At 33.0% G+C, this 23310-nt stretch carries 20 protein-coding genes; 16 read left to right on the forward strand and 4 right to left on the reverse strand.

The window, feature by feature from the left end:
* Window positions 1–38: 38 nt before the first annotated feature.
* Window positions 39–563: a TlpA disulfide reductase family protein gene (locus ATE84_RS21880; protein WP_101449982.1), complete on the reverse strand. Its 525-nt coding sequence runs from the start codon at window positions 561–563 to the stop codon at window positions 39–41.
* A gap of 243 nt (window positions 564–806) precedes the next feature.
* Here ATE84_RS21880 and ATE84_RS21885 point away from each other — a divergent pair, with 243 nt between their 5' ends.
* From ATE84_RS21885 to trpA, 10 genes are all read left to right on the forward strand, one after another.
* Window positions 807–1268, forward strand: coding sequence for a MarR family winged helix-turn-helix transcriptional regulator (locus ATE84_RS21885; protein ID WP_101451179.1), 462 nt, complete (start codon window positions 807–809; stop codon window positions 1266–1268).
* Window positions 1269–1300: 32 nt separating this feature from the next.
* Window positions 1301–1867 carry a YceI family protein gene (locus ATE84_RS21890; protein WP_101449983.1) on the forward strand — a complete coding sequence of 189 codons (567 nt, stop codon included), beginning with the start codon at window positions 1301–1303 and terminating at the stop codon, window positions 1865–1867.
* A 223-nt stretch (window positions 1868–2090) separates the two neighbouring features.
* Window positions 2091–3488 carry an anthranilate synthase component I family protein gene (locus tag ATE84_RS21895; protein ID WP_101449984.1) on the forward strand — a complete coding sequence of 466 codons (1398 nt, stop codon included), beginning with the start codon at window positions 2091–2093 and terminating at the stop codon, window positions 3486–3488.
* A 118-nt stretch (window positions 3489–3606) separates the two neighbouring features.
* Window positions 3607–4179: an aminodeoxychorismate/anthranilate synthase component II gene (locus ATE84_RS21900; protein WP_101449985.1), complete on the forward strand. Its 573-nt coding sequence runs from the start codon at window positions 3607–3609 to the stop codon at window positions 4177–4179.
* Window positions 4180–4231: 52 nt separating this feature from the next.
* A complete protein-coding gene (trpD, locus tag ATE84_RS21905) occupies window positions 4232–5227 on the forward strand; it encodes an anthranilate phosphoribosyltransferase (protein ID WP_101449986.1) in 996 nt (331 codons plus the stop codon).
* A 67-nt stretch (window positions 5228–5294) separates the two neighbouring features.
* Window positions 5295–5816 carry a hypothetical protein gene (locus ATE84_RS21910; RefSeq protein ID WP_101449987.1) on the forward strand — a complete coding sequence of 174 codons (522 nt, stop codon included), beginning with the start codon at window positions 5295–5297 and terminating at the stop codon, window positions 5814–5816.
* A gap of 81 nt (window positions 5817–5897) precedes the next feature.
* Window positions 5898–6683 (forward strand): indole-3-glycerol phosphate synthase TrpC, encoded by a 786-nt coding sequence (trpC, locus tag ATE84_RS21915; RefSeq protein WP_101449988.1) that lies wholly within the window; start codon window positions 5898–5900, stop codon window positions 6681–6683.
* Window positions 6680–7357 carry a phosphoribosylanthranilate isomerase gene (locus ATE84_RS21920; protein ID WP_101449989.1) on the forward strand — a complete coding sequence of 226 codons (678 nt, stop codon included), beginning with the start codon at window positions 6680–6682 and terminating at the stop codon, window positions 7355–7357. The genes trpC and ATE84_RS21920 overlap by 4 nt, the downstream gene beginning before the upstream one ends.
* Before the next feature lie 28 nt (window positions 7358–7385).
* Window positions 7386–8567: a tryptophan synthase subunit beta gene (gene trpB / locus ATE84_RS21925; protein WP_101449990.1), complete on the forward strand. Its 1182-nt coding sequence runs from the start codon at window positions 7386–7388 to the stop codon at window positions 8565–8567.
* A gap of 66 nt (window positions 8568–8633) precedes the next feature.
* Window positions 8634–9395 carry a tryptophan synthase subunit alpha gene (gene trpA, locus ATE84_RS21930; RefSeq protein ID WP_101449991.1) on the forward strand — a complete coding sequence of 254 codons (762 nt, stop codon included), beginning with the start codon at window positions 8634–8636 and terminating at the stop codon, window positions 9393–9395.
* A 69-nt stretch (window positions 9396–9464) separates the two neighbouring features.
* On the opposite strand, the gene ATE84_RS21935 is transcribed toward trpA, so the two are convergent.
* Window positions 9465–10391 (reverse strand): zinc metalloprotease, encoded by a 927-nt coding sequence (locus tag ATE84_RS21935; RefSeq protein ID WP_101449992.1) that lies wholly within the window; start codon window positions 10389–10391, stop codon window positions 9465–9467.
* A 402-nt stretch (window positions 10392–10793) separates the two neighbouring features.
* Between ATE84_RS21935 and ATE84_RS21940 the strand changes: the two genes are divergently transcribed.
* A complete protein-coding gene (locus ATE84_RS21940; protein WP_101449993.1) occupies window positions 10794–11405 on the forward strand; it encodes a hypothetical protein in 612 nt (203 codons plus the stop codon).
* Window positions 11406–11531: 126 nt separating this feature from the next.
* The gene (locus tag ATE84_RS21945) at window positions 11532–12125 is read left to right on the forward strand and encodes a DUF1287 domain-containing protein (protein WP_101449994.1); all 594 of its coding nucleotides are present in this window, start codon (window positions 11532–11534) and stop codon (window positions 12123–12125) included.
* 62 nt (window positions 12126–12187) lie between these two features.
* On the opposite strand, the gene ATE84_RS21950 is transcribed toward ATE84_RS21945, so the two are convergent.
* Complete coding sequence (locus tag ATE84_RS21950) at window positions 12188–12916, reverse strand: endonuclease/exonuclease/phosphatase family protein (protein WP_143273685.1); 729 nt, start codon at window positions 12914–12916, stop codon at window positions 12188–12190.
* Between the two features lie 424 nt (window positions 12917–13340).
* Here ATE84_RS21950 and ATE84_RS26830 point away from each other — a divergent pair, with 424 nt between their 5' ends.
* Complete coding sequence (locus tag ATE84_RS26830) at window positions 13341–13628, forward strand: 30S ribosomal protein THX (RefSeq protein WP_101449996.1); 288 nt, start codon at window positions 13341–13343, stop codon at window positions 13626–13628.
* 3 nt (window positions 13629–13631) lie between these two features.
* Here the strand turns inward: ATE84_RS26830 and ATE84_RS21960 are convergent, their stop codons facing one another.
* Window positions 13632–14285: a uracil-DNA glycosylase family protein gene (locus ATE84_RS21960; protein WP_101449997.1), complete on the reverse strand. Its 654-nt coding sequence runs from the start codon at window positions 14283–14285 to the stop codon at window positions 13632–13634.
* A 442-nt stretch (window positions 14286–14727) separates the two neighbouring features.
* Here ATE84_RS21960 and ATE84_RS21970 point away from each other — a divergent pair, with 442 nt between their 5' ends.
* The 3 genes from ATE84_RS21970 to ATE84_RS21980 all read left to right on the forward strand — a co-directional run bounded on the left by ATE84_RS21970 (window position 14728) and on the right by ATE84_RS21980 (window position 23310).
* Complete coding sequence (locus ATE84_RS21970; RefSeq protein WP_101449999.1) at window positions 14728–15372, forward strand: hypothetical protein; 645 nt, start codon at window positions 14728–14730, stop codon at window positions 15370–15372.
* Window positions 15373–15638: 266 nt separating this feature from the next.
* On the forward strand, window positions 15639–18869 hold the full coding sequence (locus ATE84_RS21975; protein WP_101450000.1) for an RHS repeat protein: 3231 nt from the start codon (window positions 15639–15641) through the stop codon (window positions 18867–18869).
* 28 nt (window positions 18870–18897) lie between these two features.
* A complete protein-coding gene (locus tag ATE84_RS21980) occupies window positions 18898–23310 on the forward strand; it encodes a DUF6443 domain-containing protein (protein ID WP_158237316.1) in 4413 nt (1470 codons plus the stop codon).

Here is a 23310-nt window from a genome sequence, read left to right on the forward strand (position 1 = left end):
TGGTTTAATTTTTATTACTCTTTACTTTACATCAATCTTTACAGCATTTTTTTAAGCTCTTTTTCTAATTCATTATAAGTAAAAGATCTTTCATAAAAATTACTGTCTCCATCTTTATATATTATCGTTGCAGGGATAGAACCCGACCAGTTACTATTAACTTTAGGAATCCAAGTATTTGCATCAGGATCATCTAGTAATATTACTTTGCTTCCTATCTTCTGTTTTCTAACAAAAGGAATTAATTTAGATTCTACTTGAGTGGGTAAATCCAAACTTACCAAAATCACCTCTACTTTATTCTTAGGATATCGACTATTGATCAACTCAAAATAAGGCAGCTCGGCCACACATGGTTTACACCATGTAGCCCAAAAATTAATGACTCTTATTTTTCCATCATTAATATTTAATAATGGTTTAAAACTCTTAAAATCATATACAGGTATTTCTATACCTTTACTCTCGAAAACATCAGTTGCATCAAGAGCCACAGTCTGCTGCTCTCCTTTACAATTTGTAAAAAGTACAATAAATACGGTATATAAAATTAATCTTGACATCATACTAATGTATCAAAACCATTGATAATGCAAAAGAAAATTAACAAGGTTTCTATATTTTATCTAAATATTTTCAGAATTTTTCACAATTGTTCAACTCAAAATCATGATATTTTTTCCAAATGGCAATAATACTATTAAACCTGATCTTTAAATTCGAATTTAACAAAGAATTAATAACATTTTATAATTTCTCAAATAAAAATTAATATACATTTGTATATACAAATATTGTACGAACAATTGAATATAGAAAAGATCATAAAAACAGATATTGAACTTCCGTTACCCAAAAAAGTTGTAATAAATTTATTATATACTGAAAATTGGATAATGGATAAAATCAATATCGAATTAAAAACTTATGATATTTCTCTTCAACAGTTTAATGTGTTGCGGATTTTAAAAGGTCAAAAAGAAAAACCTGCCAATCTCTCTACTATACAAGAAAGAATGGTTACCAAAATGAGTAATACTACAAGATTAGTGGATAAACTTATTAGTAAAGGTTATGTAAAACGAATAACTTGTAAATCTAATCGAAGAAAAGTAGAAATTACGATTACACAACAAGGAAAAGTTTTTCTTGATGAAATAAATCCCATAATGGATGAATTTGAAAATAGAATTACTTCAAATTTTTCTACAAAGGAGCTCGCTCAATTAAATGAATTATTAAATAAGTTCAGAAATTATAACTCATAAATACTATTACTAATTAATTTTTTAAAATAATCATGAAAACTAGACTTAAATCATTATTCTTAGCAATTGCAGTAATTGCAACAACATCTGCTTTTGCACAAAAAAAAGAGATCAAAACTTCAGAAAGTACAATTAACTGGACAGGTAAAAAAGTTACCGGATCTCATACAGGAACACTTAATCTATCTGAAGGCTTTTTAGTATTTGATGGTGACAAAATTACAGGAGGTGAGTTTACAGTAGATATGACTACACTTGCCGTTACTGATCTTGAAGCTGGAAAAGGGAAAGAAAAACTTGAAGGACATTTAACCTCTGATGATTTCTTCGGCATCGCAAATCATAAAAAAGCAAAATTAGTTGTTACAAAAACTAAAAAAACAGATAAAGGTCATATCATAGCCGGAGACCTTACCATCAAAGGAAAAACAAACCCTATTAAATTTCTTCTAGCTGTAAATGGTCATACCGCATCAGCAACACTTAAAGTTGACAGAACAAAGTATGATATCAAATATGGATCAGGAAGTTTCTTTGATAACTTGGGTGATAAAACGATCAGCGACGAATTCGAATTAGCGGTTACATTAAAAATGTAATTTTTTATAGCCTCGAATTATAATTAATTTATATATTTGAACCAACAAAGAAAAAATGAAAACAATCTTAACAAATAATTGGTGGTGGTCATCTCAAAACGAAAACGTCGTGAGATAGCTCCTATCATTGTGTTAAGTAAACATATCAAAGGCTTGTCGAATCACGACAAGCCTTTTTTTTGTTCCATAAACAGAGGCTGTAATTAAAAAATTAAACCGTAAAATGACTTTTAAATTAACCACACATTTCAAACAAATCCTGGCAGATACATTTACTCCGGTAAGTGTTTATCTAAAAATCAGAGATCGTTTCCCTAATAGTCTATTATTAGAAAACAACGATTATAGAGGTAGTGAAAATAGTTTTTCTTACATCTGCTGTAATCCAATAGCCAATATCAAAGTAGAAAACGAAATTATTTATCAGTCCTTTCCCGATAAGAGTATCGAAGAAATACCTATAACAGAAAGCACTAACATCGCCGAGATTATTGAGCAATTTGGTAAAAAATTTGTAACCTCAAAAAGTAAATTCAAATTCATAAACAATGGCCTTTTTGGTTATATCTCCTATGATGCTGTTCGATATTTTGAAGATATCTCTATTACTAAAAAAGAAGAAGGTTTACATATACCCGACATACAATACACAGTATATCAAAATATAATTGCTATTAGTAATTTCACTAATGAAGCCTATATTTTTGCACACTGTTATGAATCAGAAAGCAATATTTCCGAAATAGAATCTTTGCTTAAAGTTAAAAATTTTGCATCCTATAATTTTACTACTGTTGGTGATACTACTTCTAACCTCAATGATGAACAATATAAAGAACACGTAACCCTAGCCAAAAAACATTGTCATCGCGGAGATGTATTTCAACTAGTATTATCCAAACGTTTTTCTCAAAAATTTAAAGGAGATGAATTTAATGTCTATCGTGCATTACGTAGTGTTAACCCCTCTCCCTACCTGTTTTACTTTGATTATGGTGATTTCAAAATATTTGGTAGTTCTCCCGAAGCACAACTAGTGGTAAAAGATGATATTGCCGAGATTCACCCGATTGCAGGAACTTTTAAACGTACCGGGAATGACGAGCAAGATGCAGAATTAGCAAAAAAACTGGCGGTTGATGAAAAAGAAAATGCAGAGCACGTGATGTTGGTGGATCTGGCTCGTAATGACCTAAGTAGAAATGGAAATAATGTAACTGTAGAAACCTATAGAGAAGTTCAGTTTTATTCTCATGTGATCCATCTGGTTAGTAAAGTAACTAGTAAAAAACATAAAGACACTACCACTATGCAAGTAGTAGGAGACACTTTCCCGGCAGGTACATTAAGTGGTGCACCAAAACATATGGCTATGCAGCTTATCGAAAAATACGAAAACGTAAATCGCGATTTCTATGGGGGAGCTATTGGTTTTATGGATTTTTCGGGAAACTTTAATCATGCGATCATGATTCGAACGTTTCTAAGTAAAAATCACAAATTACACTGGCAAGCAGGAGCCGGATTGGTTAATGAATCAAATGAAGAAAACGAATTACAAGAGGTATATAATAAACTAGGAGCACTAACAAAAGCATTAAAAATAGCAGAAGAAATATAAGGGTGTTTCCCCAATTACTTGGGGTCGGGCTATTCGCGCTACAGGGTAGCTAGCTTCTATCCCTAACACAAAAAAATAATAACGTGTAAAAAACTCTGAAACCCTAAAAGAAAAAACAATGAATACAAAAATATTAGTAATAGACAATTACGATTCATTCGTATACAACTTGGTTCATTATCTAGAAGATCTTGGTTGTGAGGTTATCGTAAAACGTAATGACCAATTACGATTAGAAGATGTAGAAGCATTTCAAAAAGTCTTATTATCTCCAGGTCCGGGAATCCCAGATGAAGCCGGTTTATTAAAAGAGATCATCCGTAAATATGCAGATACCAAAAGTATTTTCGGAGTTTGCCTAGGACAACAGGCCATCGGAGAAGTTTTTGGTGGTAATATAATCAACCTCAACGATGTATATCACGGTGTAGCAACCAATGTAACAGTATCAGTTACCGATGAATCTCTTTTTGAAGGACTTGATACCAATTTTAATGTAGGGAGATATCACTCCTGGGTAGTAGCAGATAAAGATTTACCCGATTGCCTGCAAGTGACTTCATATGATGAAAACGGACAAATCATGTCCCTGCGTCATAAAGAATTAGACGTTCGCGGAGTACAATTTCATCCAGAATCTGTATTAACTCCCGACGGAAAAAAGATATTAGAAAACTGGATAAAAAACTAGATATAAACCTTTAAGGTTTTAAAAACCTTGAAGGTCTTAAAAACATAATATCATGAAAAAATTACTCAACCGATTAATCAATCACGAAACCATCTCTAAAGAAGAGGCCAAAGGTGTTTTGGTAAATATCTCTAAAGGAGAATACAATCAAAGTCAGATTGCATCATTTCTCACCGTATATATGATGCGTAGTATTACGATCGAAGAATTAGAAGGTTTTAGAGATGCATTACTAGAGCTTTGTATTGCTATAGATCTAAGCGAGTATAATCCCGTAGATCTTTGTGGTACTGGTGGTGATGGTAAAGATACCTTTAATATCTCAACACTTTCTTCTTTTGTCTCGGCAGGAGCCGGAATCAAAGTCACCAAACATGGGAACTACGGAGTTTCTTCAACATGTGGTAGTTCTAATGTAATGGAGCATTTGGGGATTAAATTCAGTAATGATAAAGACTTTTTGAAACGTAGTATCGATGAAGCTGGGATATGTGTATTGCATGCCCCGTTATTTCATCCTGCGATGAAAAATGTCGCTCCGATACGTAGAGAATTAGGGGTAAAAACCTTTTTCAATATGCTTGGACCTATGGTAAATCCGGCATTTCCTAAAAATCAAATCGTAGGAGTTTTTAACCTGGAACTAGCGAGAATGTATGGGTATCTGTATCAAAATACAGATAAAAAATTCACTATTATCCATGCACTGGATGGATACGATGAGATTTCACTAACCGGAAACACAAAAACAATTTCTAATACTACCGAAGGAATGCTTTCGCCATTAGATTTTGGAGTGCCACTATTGAAACAAGAAGATATTTACGGAGGAGATTCTATCGAAGCATCTGCTGCCATATTTATGAATATCTTGAGCGGTAAAGGAACCGAAGCACAAAACAACGTAGTCTGTGCCAATGCAGGAATGGCTATCGCAACAGTAGAAGGTCTCGAACCAAAACAAGGGTTCGAAAAAGCAAAAGAATCACTACTTTCTGGAAAAGGATTAATAGCACTAAAAAAAGTTCAGGAATTAAGTAAGAATTAAAATAATTTATCACTCCAGTACTTCAGCTGGGATTTATAAATACATCAAAGAAATTCAATTTAATAAAATGAAAGTCGAAACATACAAAATCACAGGCTGGAAAGAGAAAGAAACCGGGCTACTTATTAGCGAAAATGAAGATTGGATTTTGGTTAAACATATACCCGTTGATTATGTCATTGATGGATATAAATTGTATAGAAAAAGTGCTGTACAAAAAAGGAAGTCAAAATCAAAAGAAGATAAGATTTCTAGAGTGTTACAACTTAAAAATGTTAAAACAAACAAACCTGATACTTTTTCATTTGGAAGCGCACTTGAAATTCTTAAATGGTCTGAAGAAAAATATGATGTATTCGAATTTCAGGATACCGAAGCAGAATTATTTTACGGAAAATTAAACAGAGTAATTGGAGATATGTTTCATATTGATTTGATAACATCTAATGGGCGGGTCGAAAAGGACTATGATTACGATTTCTTAACTGATGATATTATTGCGATTACTTTTGAAACTGATTATTTTGAATCTGTTCGATTACTAATGAATGATGAACTAAAAAAAGAAGGAAAACTAAATATTGTTTAATAGACACAATATTTATTATATGCCTCACTAAAAAATAAGGTATTAAAATGAATGTAGCCAACAAACAACCATCAACCATAAATGAACATACTAGATAAAATAATAGCAGATAAATATAAAGAAGTTGAACTCAAAAAAAGTTTAATTCCTATCAAACAATTAGAGAACTCTGTTTTGTTTGATCGTCAAACAAATTCATTAGCCAAAGCTTTACAGAATAGTGATACTGGTATCATTGCAGAACACAAACGTAGATCTCCTTCTAAATCTGTAATTAATCAAAAAGTAAGTGTACAAGATGTGGCAGATGGGTATCAAAATGCAGGAGCTTGTGGAATGTCGGTGCTATCAGATGGCAAGTATTTTGGAGGATCTTTAGAAGATCTTTTACTTGCCAGAGCAACAGTACAAATGCCTTTGCTACGTAAAGAATTTATCATCGATGAATATCAATTATTAGAAGCCAAAGCTCATGGAGCCGATGTAATCTTATTAATTGCAGCCGTTTTATCACGCGATGAGATCAAATCTTTATCCCAGTTTGCCAAAAGCTTATCACTCGATGTATTATTAGAAGTTCATAACCAGGGCGAATTGCAAAAATCAATCATGCCATCTTTGGATATGCTGGGTGTAAATAATCGAAATCTAAAAACATTCGAGGTGAGTACAGATATTAGTAAAACACTAAGTACTCAAATCCCGGATGATTTTGTAAAAGTTTCAGAGAGTGGCATTAGTTCTATTGAAGCTATAAAAGACCTAAAACAATATGGATATAAAGGTTTCCTTATCGGTGAAAACTTTATGAAAACCGAAAACCCCGGAGCCAGTGCTGTAGAATTCATAAAAGATCTAAAGAAATGAAACTGAAAGTCTGTGGGATGAAATATCATGAAAATATAAAAGCTGCAGCAGCGCTGAAACCAGACTATCTCGGCTTTATTTTCTATGAAAACTCTCCCAGAAATTTTGAAGGAGAAATTCCAAAATTACCGGATCATATCAATAAAGTGGGGGTTTTTGTTAATGAGTCAATAAATCAAGTTGTTTCAAAAATTGCTAAACACAGTTTAGATGCTATACAACTTCATGGAGATGAGAGTCCCGAATATTGCAAGGCGTTAAAGGAAGTAGAACTGTCTCTTCCGGTTAGTAAAAATGGAAAAGAAATTGGTTTTGAACGCTATAATTTCGAAGTGTGGAAAGTATTTTCTATCAAAGACCAATTTGATTTTAAGGTATTGCAACCTTATGAAGGTGTGGTAGATTATTTTCTCTTTGACACTAAAGGAAAAGAAAAGGGAGGCAATGGATATACTTTTGATTGGAGTGTCTTAAAAGGCTACCCCTCTTCTACTCCATTCATTTTAAGTGGCGGTATTGGACTTGATGAAATAGAAGCTGTTGTATCTTTTCAGGAGAGCCCAGAATCTAAATATTTACATGCTATTGATGTAAATAGCAAATTCGAAAGTGAGCCAGGATTAAAAAAAACAGAAAATCTCGAAAAATTTATAAAGCGTGTCATTTCAACATAAACGTAATGACAACCAAAAACTACAGAAAATGAATTATCAAGCTAACGAAAAAGGATATTACGGAGATTTTGGAGGAGCATATATTCCCGAAATGCTTTATCCTAATGTCGAAGAATTACGAACTACCTATCTGGATATTATGAACGAACCTTCTTTTAAGGAAGAGTTTGATCAATTATTAAAAGACTACGTTGGTCGTCCTTCTCCTTTATATTTCGCCAAACGTCTTTCAGAAAAACACAACACCAAAGTATACCTTAAACGCGAAGATCTTAACCATACCGGTGCACATAAAGTAAATAATACTATTGGACAAATTCTTGTAGCCAAGCGATTAGGTAAAAACAGGATTATTGCAGAAACGGGTGCTGGTCAACATGGAGTGGCTACAGCTACAGTATGTGCACTTATGGGTATCAAATGTATTGTTTATATGGGTGAGATTGACATCAAACGACAAGCACCTAATGTAGCGCGAATGAAAATGCTTGGCGCCGAGGTAAGACCTGCTAAATCAGGAAGCAAAACTCTTAAAGATGCCACCAACGAAGCTATACGAGATTGGATCAATAATCCTGTCGACACACATTATATCATTGGCTCTGCTATAGGACCTCATCCTTACCCTGATATGGTAACACGGTTTCAATCTATAATCTCAGAAGAAATCAAGTGGCAGTTAAAAGAAAAAGAAGGAAGAGAGCATCCTGATTATGTAGTAGCATGTATTGGTGGTGGTAGTAATGCTGCAGGGACATATTATCATTTTTTAGAAGAACCAAGTGTTGGAATTATTGCTGTAGAAGCTGCCGGAAAAGGAGTACATAGTGGCGAGAGTGCAGCTACTTCTCAATTAGGAAAAGAAGGAATCATTCACGGGTGTAAAACCTTGTTAATGCAAACCCCAGATGGGCAAATTACAGAGCCTTATTCTATTTCTGCAGGACTGGATTACCCAGGTGTTGGGCCACTACATGCTCACCTATATAAAACTGCACGAGGAGAGTTTTATTCTGTAACCGATGATGATGCCATGGCTGCCGGATTAGAATTATCGCAATTAGAAGGAATTATTCCTGCAATAGAATCTTCGCATGCCCTGGCAATTTTTAACGATAAAAAATTCAGACCCGAGGATATTGTAGTGATAAGCTTATCTGGTAGAGGAGATAAGGATCTCGACACATACATAGGTTATTTTAAATTATAACAATTCAGTAGTAAGCACATTGTAATGAGCACTAATTACCAACTACTCAATACTCAATACTAAAAAATGAACAGAATAAATACAGCATTAGAGCAAGATAAAAAGTTATTATCTATATATTTTACAGCTGGCTATCCTTCACTAAACGATACCGTAAAAATCATACAAGACCTAGAAAAAAGTGGTGTAGATATGATCGAAATAGGGTTACCATTTAGTGATCCCTTAGCAGATGGGCCAACCATACAAGAAAGCTCAACAATCGCACTTAACAACGGAATGACCACTAACATTCTTTTTGAACAACTAAAAGATATTCGTAAATCGGTTAACATCCCTTTAATTATTATGGGGTATTTTAATCCTATGATGCAGTATGGCATAGAAGCTTTTTGTGCCAAGTGCCAGGAAATTGGTATCGATGGATTGATTATTCCCGATCTTCCGGTTAATGAATATCACGAGCATTATCAAGAAACCTTCGAAAAACATGGATTAATCAATGTATTTTTAATCACTCCGCAAACCTCGGATGAGCGAATTCGATTCATTGATAGTGTCTCTAGCGGATTTATTTATATGGTCAGCTCGGCTAGTACTACAGGAGCCAAAAACACTTTTGGAGATGTGCAGCAACAGTATTTTAACCGTATTAAAGCTTTACAACTCAACAACCCACAAATAGTAGGTTTTGGAATCAGTAATGCAGAAACTTTTACGCAGGCTACAACTACGACCAAAGGCGCCATAATTGGTTCTGCTTTTATCAAACACCTTACTAATGAAGGGGTAGGCACTATTGACAAGTTTGTTGGAAGCATTAGATAATTATATAGTATGCATGAAACTGTCAAACAAAAATATTTTTGTTTGATAGTTTCATAATTTCACTTCGTTTTACTTATTCTTAAGATATAACGCTCTTCTGGCACCTCCTTCATTAAACAATGCTCGCATTCTTTCTTTCTGGCCATTGGTAAACATAAACATGGTATCATCATCAACACGATCCATAAAATTCATAAACATCTCATTAGTATCACAAGATCTTTTAGGGTAAATCGGTTTTCCTAAATTTTGGTTTTTTTGATTAGGAGTATCCGCTACTTCATCTCCAACCTCACAACTACCATCTTTACCGTATATATGTTTTAAGTTCAACCAATGCCCTATTTCATGAGTAGCCGTTCGTCCTAATTCATATCCTGCTTCTAATGGAGGTAATGTACCAAATACTCTAGGATCTATAACTACGGCATCTATTCTTGGGTCTGCTCCAGGAAAATATGCATATCCTCCCAAGCCTAATCTTCCCCATCTATCAAACATGTCTGCAATATAGATATTTAGATACCTATCACTAGGCCAGATATCCTGTCCTCCTTTATTGTCAAAAAAAAGTTTGTATTCTTCTATAGGCAACTCACCCGTTAAATCATTTCCAGAAAAACCCGATATATCCGCTTCCGTTCTAATAATTCCTGTAGTCGGTTTTCCATCTGGATCTGTAGTTGCCAAATAAAACTCTATACCAACATCAGCAACCAAACTTATAAACTCATCTGGTGTTTTTATATGATCTTCATTTTTTTTCCTATAATCCTTATTGAGTACATCGATTTGAGATTGTATTTTTTCATCACTAATAACAAATGGTCGTGATGGTGGGTTGATCACATGTATAACTACTGGGATTTTAATAATTTCGTCTGATGGAACAATAACCTCTTCGGGCATTTCACTTAAGTTATTTTCATCATCACTACAAGAATAAAAAAATAGCATCAATACAATTGTTGCTATACTAGGTATTTTTTTTATCATACAACTATTTATTATTATTATTATTATGTATTATGTATTATAGATTTGATGAACATCTGATAAATAGGTTGCGTATCAAATCATGTTTTTAAGTAAACTTTAAGAGGTATTACCGTACAGTCTAGACACAAAATTACTTATAATGCACTACAGCAAACTGCTCGCTGATCCCAAAGTTTTGCCAAATATTACAAGTATATTCCCGATATATATTGTGTATTTATAATTAGCTCTACTCCTAACTTTATACCATTTTAACTTTCTAATGACGTATTAAATAGTTTCTTTTTTATCTTTAGGTTAATTAGAAAAAGGCAACCAAATGATTACTTTTTAAATTTTGGTTTTTTAAAGATTCGTTGTTTATTACCAAATGATATATCCGATCAATTTTATTCAATTATGAGTGTGACTTCTATATTTGCTATTATTTTTATAGTACCCTTTTCGTTTTTATATTCAAAAAATCAAGAAAGGTCTAATTATAAAAATGTATACTGTACCGCCTATACCTCACAAACATCTGATCTACAAGATAGCCTACCTTGGCCAGACACATCAAAATGGAAGGCTCATGTTTTTAAAATGAGCGGACATTCTTTTTCTATAAAACTACCAGGTCATATTAAGCTAACCACTATCGAAAATGATATTGTAGTGATCCTACCTAGAAGAAATACTAAAAAAATCGACTATAGGATATCTCTAGGAAAATGGGAAGATTTAGATATGAAAGAAGAACGGTCTTGGTTAGAAGGTTCCTCTAACCGAAAGGATCTTGTATGGCTAATCGATGAAGAAAATATTGCATATTATACAGGAATAGATCTTACCATTGCCAAACCCCATCAAACTACACATTCTTTTTATTGTAAAAAACGAGTCGGAGCATTTACATTCTTCATGAATATAGATGGCATAAGAGTCTATACTATTCGCGACATGTATTCTTTAACCCAAGAAGGTTGTTTACTATTTATTTCTGCATTTAAAACTATCAAAAACATACACTAATCTCCTTACTATAGTACAGATATTATCAATGACTTAATAAAAAATATCTGGTGATTTTGTATCTTTCTGTAATAAAACATATCATACTACGTGATATTATTTTTTTATGCTAATAATTTCTAATTTATGCTTCCCAAAAAACGGATTCTTTCTTTATTTCTTTTCATCCTTTTTGTTCAATTTAGTTTTGGGCAAAATGATTTTAAAATTCAATTATCTGATGCTGCTTTAGCATTAACTAAAAACAAAGTAACATATGACCCTTCCTATTTCTCTATTGACTACCCAAATGGTGATGTCCCTAGTGATAAAGGTGTATGTACAGATGTAGTGATTAGGGCCTATAGAATATTAGATATTGATTTACAAAAAGAAGTACATGAAGATATGTACGCCAATTTTGAACTATATCCCAAAAACTGGAGATTGTCTAAAACCGATAAAAACATTGACCATAGAAGGGTTCCTAATTTAATGAAGTTTTTTTCTAGATTTGGAAAAACAAAACCAATAACTAACGATTCAAAAGACTATATACCTGGTGATATTGTATGTTGGAATCTGGGAAGAGGGCTCACACATATTGGTTTGGTCGTGAATAAAAAAACTAGCGATCAACAGCGATATTTAATAGTTCATAATATTGGTGGCGGACAAGTATTGGCAGATTGTTTGTTTGATTATAAAATTATTGGCCACTATCAATATAAAAAACGATAGTACTTTTTTAATTCTTAGTGATAAGAGTTTTAAAAATTTATCTACCAGGTTCATCTCAGTATTTATTCATACACTCCTATTAAGAGTGCATGGTCTGATATGTTATGATATTCTTTTTTTAGAAAAATCGGTTTAATCTTTTTAGTACTCCAGATTTGATCTATTTCAAATAGAGGGATCCCATAAGGCCATGTTGCAGTAAATCCCTTAGAAACTGAATGAAAACTATTCAGTTCATTTTTATAATTACCAAAATGTACACTTTCATAAGGAGTATTAAAATCCCCTACAATAAAAGACGGGTCTTTTTTTATAGTGAATTCATAAATAGTATGTAATGCCGATTTTCTATATGTAAAAGGTACTGCATTAACGTCTGCAATAAGTATTGATTTTTTTTGATTGGCAAGAGTAACAGTTATATGGTTAAATTTAAAACTCTCGTCTTTACAATGATACTCAATGTCATTTATTTTTCCTTTCACTGCGATTACCATCCCTCCTTGCAATTTTTGTATACTATAAGATATAAATGTATTTTTAAATCGTATTACATCTTTATCAGTCAACTCTTCGGCTTCTACTAGTGCTATAAAAGACGGTTTTTGTTCCTTTACTTTTTTGATAATAATATTAATTGCTGGTTCTCCTTTTCTTGCGATATTCCAAAATAATATACTCTTACTACTGTCAGAAAATTCTAGTGGCGATTGCACTTTATAATAAACAGTAAACCAATACATAAATAAGCATAATAAGCATCCTACTAAGGAATAAAATATTTTTTTCATTTTAAAAAACACTATGCATAGTATTAAATTTCCAATGAGTAGAAATAATACAGGGCATGCATAATATATAATGTTAATAGGATACACACTATCCTTAATAAGGAAATGAATAAAAATAAATATGCTATAAAGTATAAGAAGAAGCTTTCTTTTCGAAATACTATAACTTCGTTTCAATATTTTTCGAAATGAATTCATCCTGACTTTTTTGATTCGACCGAAAATAGTTTTTTTTACTGAAATCGTTTAACCTTTTTTGATTGAAGTGAAAATAGTTAAACCATTTCAATCAAAAACAATACTATCTCTGACTTATACCTGATACAAAACAGCTCTAAAAAAAATATTATTTTTCATTTTTCATTTCTAAATCCTTACATTAGTAATTCACACCTAATCAATTATTTAATATAAAATCTAATATATGGGTAAAGGAGATAAAAAAACACGTCGTGGTAAAATCGGTATTGGTTCTTATGGAAAACTAAGACGTCGTAAAAAATTAACCGCTATAGTAGAAACAAAAAAACCTAAATCAACCCCAAAACCTAAAGCAGTGGCTAAAACTGAGCCAGCACCAAAAACTGAAGCAACGCCGAAAGCTGAGGCAAAAACAAAGACTGAAGCAAAAACAAAAACTGAGGCAACACCTAAAGCTAAACCTGCTGCAAAAAAGACTACAAAAAAGAAAACCGAAGAGGAATCTGAATAAGTTTTAAAAATATTTTTGATACTGCATCACCCTAAAATCAATAGTATTGAATTTAGGGTTTGCTTTTTTTAATGCCTTATATTCCTGCAAGCTTCCTATAGATCGATTAGCAGCCCCCGAAGGTGCAGTAAGAGAAACTGTATTGATTATTCTTTCTCCTAAACTAAACCGATGTATTCTGGGGATATCGTTTGACACTAATTCTAATTTCATATCATATTCCTTTAGATGTTTTCTAAAAAAATATTCTGGCCCATTTTTACTATTACCGCCAGTAAATAATACTGTTTTTATTTTGGGATATTGTTTCAAATACGATATCACATCTCTAAGCATACTATTTTGCATCCCCAAGTCTGATGCATCGATCTTTTCTCGTTCGCAACTATGCACGATATCACAAACTCCTATTCCTCTAGAGATTAAGAAATTCTTTCTTTGATCTATTGCTTTTTGAGTGGTCTCAAACTTTAAGTCTAAATCAAATATTCTACTCAAAACAGGCCATAACAAACCGCTTATACTTCCATAACAGAAATCGACATCTCCTTTCTTTAATTCTTTTGTAGTAAATCTGGGCGGAGGCAATGTTCCTACAATAAGTTTTGTGGCTCCTTTCGGGAAAAATGGTTCGTATGGATGAATATGTAAAAACAAATGAATTGTGAATTAATGGATTACGAAGGTAACAGTATTATTTAAAAAAGTAACAGAAGTTGTTTTATACCTTTTTAACTAAGAAAATGCACTAATATTGAAAAAGTGTGTTCTCCATTCAAAAAACAACTATCTACGGTAAGAAAATATACACTTACGTTCAACAAATACTCTTCTACATTAAAAAAACATTTCCCTACATTCAAAAAATGATCATCCACATCAAAAAAATGTACACTTACATTCAACAAACAAGCATCTACATTAAGGAAATATGCATTTAGGTTTAACAAATAACCATTTACATATAGAAAATCACCTGCTATGCTGTCAAAATAAAAAATCAAGGGGTAACATAATACCAACTTGGTAAATATACTAAGAACATATGCTCAAATAAATTGTAGCATACAAATTAGTATACACTTAAAACCCAATTTTTATGGATCAAAGACAGATCAATCGATTAGAAATGTACCAAGCAGTACAAACCTTTATGGATACCAATACCAATATATGGAATAGCGTACCCATATTAGTAACTTTTAAAAACGAGTTAGATGAGTTATTGGTACAAATCAATGAAAACAAAGATACTCAGGAAGCCTCCAGGGTATATCTAGGTAGTAATAAAACTACTCAAAAACGGTTTGTGTCAGAAAAAGGAGATATTCTTAATGACGCACTAGAGGCCTATGCTGCTATAGAAAGTAATGCAGTATTAGAACAAAAAGCAGCAAAAAGTTTTACTGATCTATATAGTCTGCGTAATCAGGATTTTGTAACTGTAGTTACAGAAACCATCTCATTATTAGATCAAAACATAACACCTCTTGGTGATTATGGAGTAACTCAGGATCAAATCACAGACCTAAAAAATAGTTTTGATAGTTTTTTGGTACTTAACGGTGAGCCCAGACAATATCGTATTGCTCAAAAACAAGCAACAGCTACGCTATCTGATCTTTTTGATCAAACCTCGACCTTGCTTAATAGCAAAATTGATAAAGTGATGAAACGGTTTAAACGCGCTAATACCACTTTTTATAATGGATACCTAGCAGCACGTATTATCGTAGGAAACTAAGTGAATATAGTAATACTTGTTCTTAAAATAGAGTAGAAATCGGTCTACTCTATTTTTTTTATGATTTAGAATTCATCTTATCTTTTACTACTACTTCATTCTTCACTTCTTATTTAAAAAAAACTTTTATTTTTTTTCTCAGTCCCGAAAAATGAAACTGAGATGATTTAATATTGCAGTAGGGAAACAAATTACATCATTTCAAAAGCCTAAAAAATCTTTGATTTGATGAATGAAAAATTATATCAATTACAAAATTATTATTTATGAAAAAAACACTTTTTATCGGTATCATTTTGTGCCATGTTTGCATAGGCTTATTTGGACAAACATCTTCTCCCGTTAAATCAGGAAATAAAAGTTCGATATTTGATCCTTTCATTCCCAAAGTTGTTCCTCCTAGTGTTGGGACTTTTCAAACTGTCAATTTAACCGATATTAATTCCTATCAAGGGGTTGCCAATATTAATATCCCCATCTATACCATACAAATAGGTAAGATTAGTGTTCCTATATCAATAAATTATAATACTTCTGGAGTTAAACCCAATCAGATAAGCTCTAATGTAGGTCAGAACTGGTCTTTACAAGCAGGAGGACAAGTTGTAAAGATTACTAAAGGACAGGAAGACTTTTCAGCTAGCTTCTCATTTCCATATAATACTAATGACCCTAGTTATACATTAGTAAAATATCAGGACCTTTGTCATCCAGAAGCTAATAATAATAAATTGAAAAATATAGGCTGGTTACTTCAAGGTGAAGATTTTTCTACACAAACATATCTTGATTTTAGTTCTTCATGCTCTAATACTATATATGCAGTAGCGGATATAGCAGAAAATCCAAAAATAGAACGTGACACATACCCTGATCTTTTTGCTGCTAGCGCCCCTGGTTTGAATTCTAAATTTACTCACCGCCTGGATCGAAGCATTCAAGAAATAGAAAAACAAGGATATCGTATAGAAACTACTATTGGTAAAAGTGAGGTCATTAATTTATTTCCGAAATTTCATAATGCTAACTTTCCTTTATCCTATCAAACGTTTGATGGAGGCACTCCAAGAAGATTAGTATGTGTCAATAAAATTGACATTACAAATACCTCCGGAACGCAATATGTTTTTAAGGATTTGGATATTGCACAATACGTACAAAGAGATGCGCTAAACTCTATACCAACTCAAGATGTTGGATCGGTATTATTAACCAATCAAGAAGTATCTGCTTATAACCTTAGTACGATACAAGATACAGAAGGTAATAAAGTAGATTTTATTTATGAAAAATATCAGATAGCTACCTCAGAATATAGCAAAAGTTCTGAGTATTCTTTAACCAAAAATGAAACGTATTTGGTTAATAATCTATTCTCTACAGAAAAAAAATACCCTCAACTTAATAGATTGAAACGTATTGTTTATCGAACTGGAAGTGTAGAATTTGTATACGGAAAATCACGATTAGATCTTACAGGTGATAATGCATTAACCCAAATTGTGATCAAAGATATGCATCAGAAAATCATAAAAAAAGTAAACCTAAAACAGGGCTATTTTGTTTCTAATAATGGGTGCTCAGAACCTACTTGTAAGCGATTAAAACTAGAACAAGTTATTATAGAAGGTAGGGACGGTCTCAAAATGCCTCCATATCGTTTTTTTTATAATTCGACTAAGTTGCCAGAAAGAGGGAGTACGTATATAGATTTCTTAGGGTATGCCAATGCGCAAGTACCCTCAGAATTTAATGGAGTGAGTGTTATTAAAAATAAAGAGACCACCTTAGTGCCTCCTCCTATCATTTATTTTTATCCATACAAAAAACGTTTTTCTTTTTCTCCATTCAAGATTTATACAAATAGCTATACCCCTTCCGGAGGTGTTTCATTAAGTTCTAATCTAGGAATGAGTCAGGCAGCAATACTTACCAGAATGGAAAAACCAACAGGTGCCAGCGAAGAATTTGTATATGAACTTAACAGTTTTATCACAAATGACGGTAAAGAAATCACTGGAGGGGGATTACGTATTAAAGAAAATAAAATCGTAAGCGAAAGTGGAGATGTCTATCAAAAAAATTATAAATATGTAAGTGAGACCGGCCTATCCTCTGGATACATTAATAATCTTCCATTATATGGAATAGCTCAGGCTTATGATAATGGGTATAATATACGTCTAGGTAGTGAGGTAAAAGCCAATATCATATCTGGAAATATTGCTTTGAAATATTTTCTAACCTCAAGAACTAATCTAGAATTAACTAATGGTGCTTTTGTAGGATATTCTAGAATTGAAATAGAGAAAAACCAAAATAAGTATAAAGAATTAACCTATACTTCGCCAAAAGATTATCCTTTAGAAGAACCTGATTTCTACCCACTTATAGGAGGATTAAACGAGGTAGAAATACAATATGCTTATGATAATGGAGGCTTTTTTCCTCATTTTAACACTAGAGATATATTACTAGGTAAGATGACAAAATCAAAGACATATAATGATAAAAATGAGGTGCTGATAGAAGAATCTATGGACTATCAATATAAAGTTTTTGAAACCAGTATACAGACCATAAAAGTTCCCAAGTCTCAAATAGTGGTTCAGGTATCTTCAGCAGCAGATTATAATTTTGAATTTAAGCCTAAAATATTTACGCATAGAAATTTAAAATCATTGGATGAAAAAACATCTATTTTAGACACAAAAAGAATAATAGAACGAACAAAATACTGGTACAGTAATGAATATCCTTTTATAGAAAAAACAGAACAGATCGGTGGTCGTTTTGACCAAAAAGTAACTACTCAATATTTTTACCCATTTTCAATAGCACCCAATACTTTTAATGCAGAACAAAATACGCTACATCAGGAATTAATCCAAATTCATAATATTAATACTCCGATACTTCAGGAATCATGGTTTAATAAGCCCGGTTTTACATCTCCAAAACTCGTCTCTAGGCAAAAAACAATGTTTACTAAATTTTCTGGTAATATTTTAACGAGTGAAATAAAAACATCCAAAGATGGATCTTCTTTTGACTCAAGAATCAGAATAAAAAGTTATGATAACTTTGGAAACCTTACTAGCTATAGGAAATCAGAAGGAACAGATATAAGTTATATTTGGGGATATAAAAATAGTTTACTTCTTGCTAAGTTAGAAAATGTAAAATATTCAAGCATCCCCAATACATTAATTACACAAATACAAAACCTTTCTGATGTAGATACCGACAATTGCAGATTGGCATCCTGTAAAGAAGAAGCATTAAGGATAGAACTTCAAAAATTAAGGGATTATTTTCCTAATGGCCAGATCACCACATATACTTACGATCCAAATATTGGTATAACCAGTACGATAGACTCAAGGGGATATGCTACTTATTATACTTATGATCACTTAAATCGTCTGGAGTCTGTAAAAGATGCTGATAATCATCTTATCTCTAAAAACAAATATCATTATAAAAACCAGCAATAATCACCATCTTTTTATTAGCAGAAATAACATGAAAACAATATATATAGTATTAATAATAATGATGATGACTCTAGCAGGCTATTCGCAAACATCTCCTGCGAGTCAGAATAATCAAAATACACCAAATTCTCAAGTCCCTTCCCCAGCACATCCAACAGGTAGTCCCTCTGATCCTATAAATCCTATAGGCCCTATAGGACCTATAGGGCCTGATGATGATAAAGAAAGTCATATAAAAGATTATAGAGATGCAGATGGAGACGGTTATGGAAATCCAAATGAATATGTCAAAATTCCTCCGATAAGCCTTTTTACATTTCCACCACCAGCCTCTGGGTATGTTCGTAATAAGGATGATTATGATGATACTAATGATCTGATTACAAACATCGCTCCAAGTAATTTTTATAAAGATAGTGATAGTGATACCTTTGGTAATCCTGAAATAAGTATTTATAGTAGCGTTAGCCCTAGTGGTTATGTGAATAATAATAGTGACTGTGATGACACAAATGCTGCAATACATCCTAATACGGTGTGGTACCTGGATTTTGATAAGGATAGTTGGGGGAGTCAAAAAAATTTAACAGTTACTGCATTGGATTTTTCATTATATGATTATCCTATCCCAGCAGTGTTTTCATCCCAGAACCCTGGACAAATACCTAGAGATATCTTGATATCTCAAACTACATTTATAGGGTGCAAACCTCCGGCTCCTTATAACTATGCACTCAGAGACGGAGATTGTGAAAATCTTGATTTTAGAAAACATCCAAAAAAATGGTATCGCGATATAGATAAAGACACCTACGGTAGTGATACAGACACAAAGATATCCTGTACACAACCTTCTGGATATGCAGCACGAGGAGGAGATTGTGATGATAATAATCCTGAGATTATCCCTCAATACTGGTATCCAGATACCGATGGAGATGGCTGGGGAGTATTTATTTTTGTTGCAAATAATGAAGTAGTCGATTTTCCTAACAAACTACAATGTGATCAGCCTGAAGGATATGTAGCTAACTTTGATGATAAGTGTCCTGATGAGTATGGGGATCGCCAGGGATGTTTATTTATTAAGTATCAAACTCCAACCTTATCTAATGAGAATTATGTGTTCACACAGGTATATCAAGAAGCAATGACTACACCTGCTGCCATACAATATGCTAAAGATGTAATTGAGAATGTAACCTATTATGATAAACTTGGAAGGCCCAAACAACAAAGAGCAATTCAAGCTTCAAAAAATGCGAAAGATATTGTCACCCATATAGAGTATGATAAAGAAGGTAGGCAAGACAAACAATACCTCCCTTTTGAAGCTAGTAACATAATAGGAAGCTACAAAACAGTCAATATTACTAAAGATATCAATACTTACTATAAAACTGTTTATAAAGATGATTTTACAGGAGTAAATGTGGCTGATATCAATGCATACTCTAAAAGTGAATTCGAAACGTCATCACTTAACAGGGTATTAGAACAAGGAGCACCAGGTACAGCATGGAAAGTGAATCCTGAAAATGATACCGATCATACTGTTAAATTTGATTGGCAAACCAACACCGCTAATGAAGTTGCTTATTTTTATGTGGATTTTACGGAAAATAGTACTGAAAAACCTGAATTACATAAAGGAACTACAAGCTACCTCGAAAACGAGCTATATGTGACCATTACCAAAAATGAAAACTGGAAACCTACAAATGGAAACTTAAATACTGTAAGGGAGTATACCGATAGATTAGGGAGAATGATCTTAAAAAGAACCTTTGCTTCGACAAGCTCAGCAACAGGAGCACCGAGCGTAGTCGAGGCACATGACACGTATTATGTATATGATGATTTTGGGAATCTTACCTATGTAATACCTCCTAAAGTAACTACAACTGATGGTATCTCTGATACTGAGCTTGCCGAATTATGTTATCAATATAAATATGATTATCGCAATCGATTGATCGAAAAGAAAATCCCCGGCAAAGGTTTGGAATCTATTATATATAACAAGCTAGATCAACCGATCTTAACTCAGGATGCGAACCTAAAAGCAGACAATACCTGGCTCTTAACCAAATATGATGTTTTTGGAAGAGTAGCGTATACCGGTAAAATCAGTATCACAGGAAAAAATCGCAAACAACTACAAACCGAAGCAAATGCATATACAGATAAGCTATGGGTAACAAGAGGGGCTAAAGTTAGCATCGGAGGAGTAGATATGTACTATACCGATGATGGTTATCCAAAAGCGCTTGCAAGTGAAGTATTAACGATTACTTACTATGATGATTATGGATTTTTGGGAGCTACTCCACAGCAAGCTTTTACAAAACCGAATACTATCTATAGTGAAGTAGTTTCAGACCAAACAAAAGCATTGACAACCGGAAGTTTAGTAAAAATACTAGATACCTCATACTGGACAACTACAGTTATGTATTATGATAAAAAAGCAAGACCGATTTATGTAGCCAGTAAAAATGAATATCTCAACACTACTGATATTATAGAGAGCAAGCTTGATTTTGTAGGTAAGGTAAAAGAAACCAAAACCAGCCACACCAAAAACAGCAACGCTGCAATTGTAACGATAGATACATTTACTTATGATCATATGGGTAGGGTGTTGCACCAAACTCAAAAGATCAATAGTCAAGATAGGGAGCGTATTACAAGTAATGATTACGATACTCTTGGACAATTAATCAAGAAGAATGTTGGAGGTGTTATTACTGGTACCATTACTCCAAGTAAAGTTGAAGGACTACAGGAAGTAAATTACAAATACAATATACGAGGTTGGCTTACTAAGATTAACGATCCTAATACTGCTCTTGGGAACAAATTGTTTGCTTTTGGGATCAATTACAATACCCCGCAACATGGAGCTACTGCACTGTTTAATGGTAATATTGCAGAAACAAAGTGGAAAACTGCCAATGATAATGTAGAGCGATATTACAAATATGAGTACGATGCTTTAAATAGGATTACCAAGGCAGATTGTAGTGATAGCGCTTTTAGTTTACTAGGAGTTAGTTATGATAAAATGGGAAATATTCTTTCATTATCCAGACATGGTTGGCAAGGTGGTACGACATATGATTATATGGATGTATTGGGTTATACCTATGACAGTGGTAATAAGCTACAAAAAGTAACCGATATCGGTAATAAAGGATATGGATTTAAGGATGGTACCAATACCAATGAAGATTTTGATTATGACCAAAATGGTAACATGATCAAAGATCAAAACAAGGGGATTACAGGGATTACCTACAATCATTTAAATCTCCCTAAAACAGTTACTATAAATAATGCTTCTCATAATGGAAATATTACCTATATTTACGATGCCACTGGAGTGAAATTAAAAAAGATCACAACAGAAGGAAGTTCATTAACAACAGAGTATGCCGGTAATTACATCTATAAAAATGGTAATCTAGAGTTCTTTAACCATCCTGAAGGGTATGTAGAGAAAGAAGCAGATGGGTATAAATATGTATACCAGTTTAAAGACCATCTGGGGAATATTAGGTTATCCTATAAAGATGCTGACAAGAATGGCTCTATCTCTCAAAGTGAGATTATAGAAGAGAAGAATTATTATCCTTTCGGTATGACTCATTCTGGATATAATAGTATACTACGAGGAAGAAATCATAATTATGGTTTTGGTGGGAAAGAAGAACAATCAGAACTTAGTCTAGAATGGTTAGATTTCTCAGCAAGAAACTATGATTCTGCATTAGGTAGGTGGATGAACATTGATCCATTGGCAGAAGCCTACTATGAGTGGTCTCCATATAATTATTCATATAATAGTCCTTTGAAATTTACTGACCCTACTGGTATGGGACCAGAGGATTGGGTTGACAAAAATGGTAATCTTGTTTATGACCCAAGTTTAAATGATGGCAAAGGAGGTTTTACTGAACACGCTACGAATACCGATAAAAATATAGCGAGATCGCTAAGACAAACAGAAGAAGGAGAAGCTCAATTTCAAGAATTAGTAACTTCTGAAGCCCAAATACAAGTTGAGTTAGACTCAGACTCACCCATAAAGACAGATAAGAAAACTGGCAATGTTATTGCTGGAGAAACAAATAACAGCGAGGTTGAACAAGACTTAAAAACGGGAGATGTTAAAGTTTTAAAGTCAAAAATAGTTTTATTTGAAAAAACTATTGATGCAGTTGTAGATGCTACCGAAAACCAAACGGTCGAAGTTGGAGGAGAATCAATAAATGGTTTAAACTTTAGTGAGGTTTTAGGTTCCGTTTTTGGTCACGAAATTGAACATACTACAAATGAAAATGAAAAAACGGCTAGAACAAATGGTAATACAGAAACTAAGCCTGTGCAAATTCAAGTCAAGATAATACAACAATTAAAAAAGAATAAAAAGAATTAA

Source organism: Aquimarina sp. MAR_2010_214 (genome assembly GCF_002846555.1).
Classification (GTDB): domain Bacteria; phylum Bacteroidota; class Bacteroidia; order Flavobacteriales; family Flavobacteriaceae; genus Aquimarina.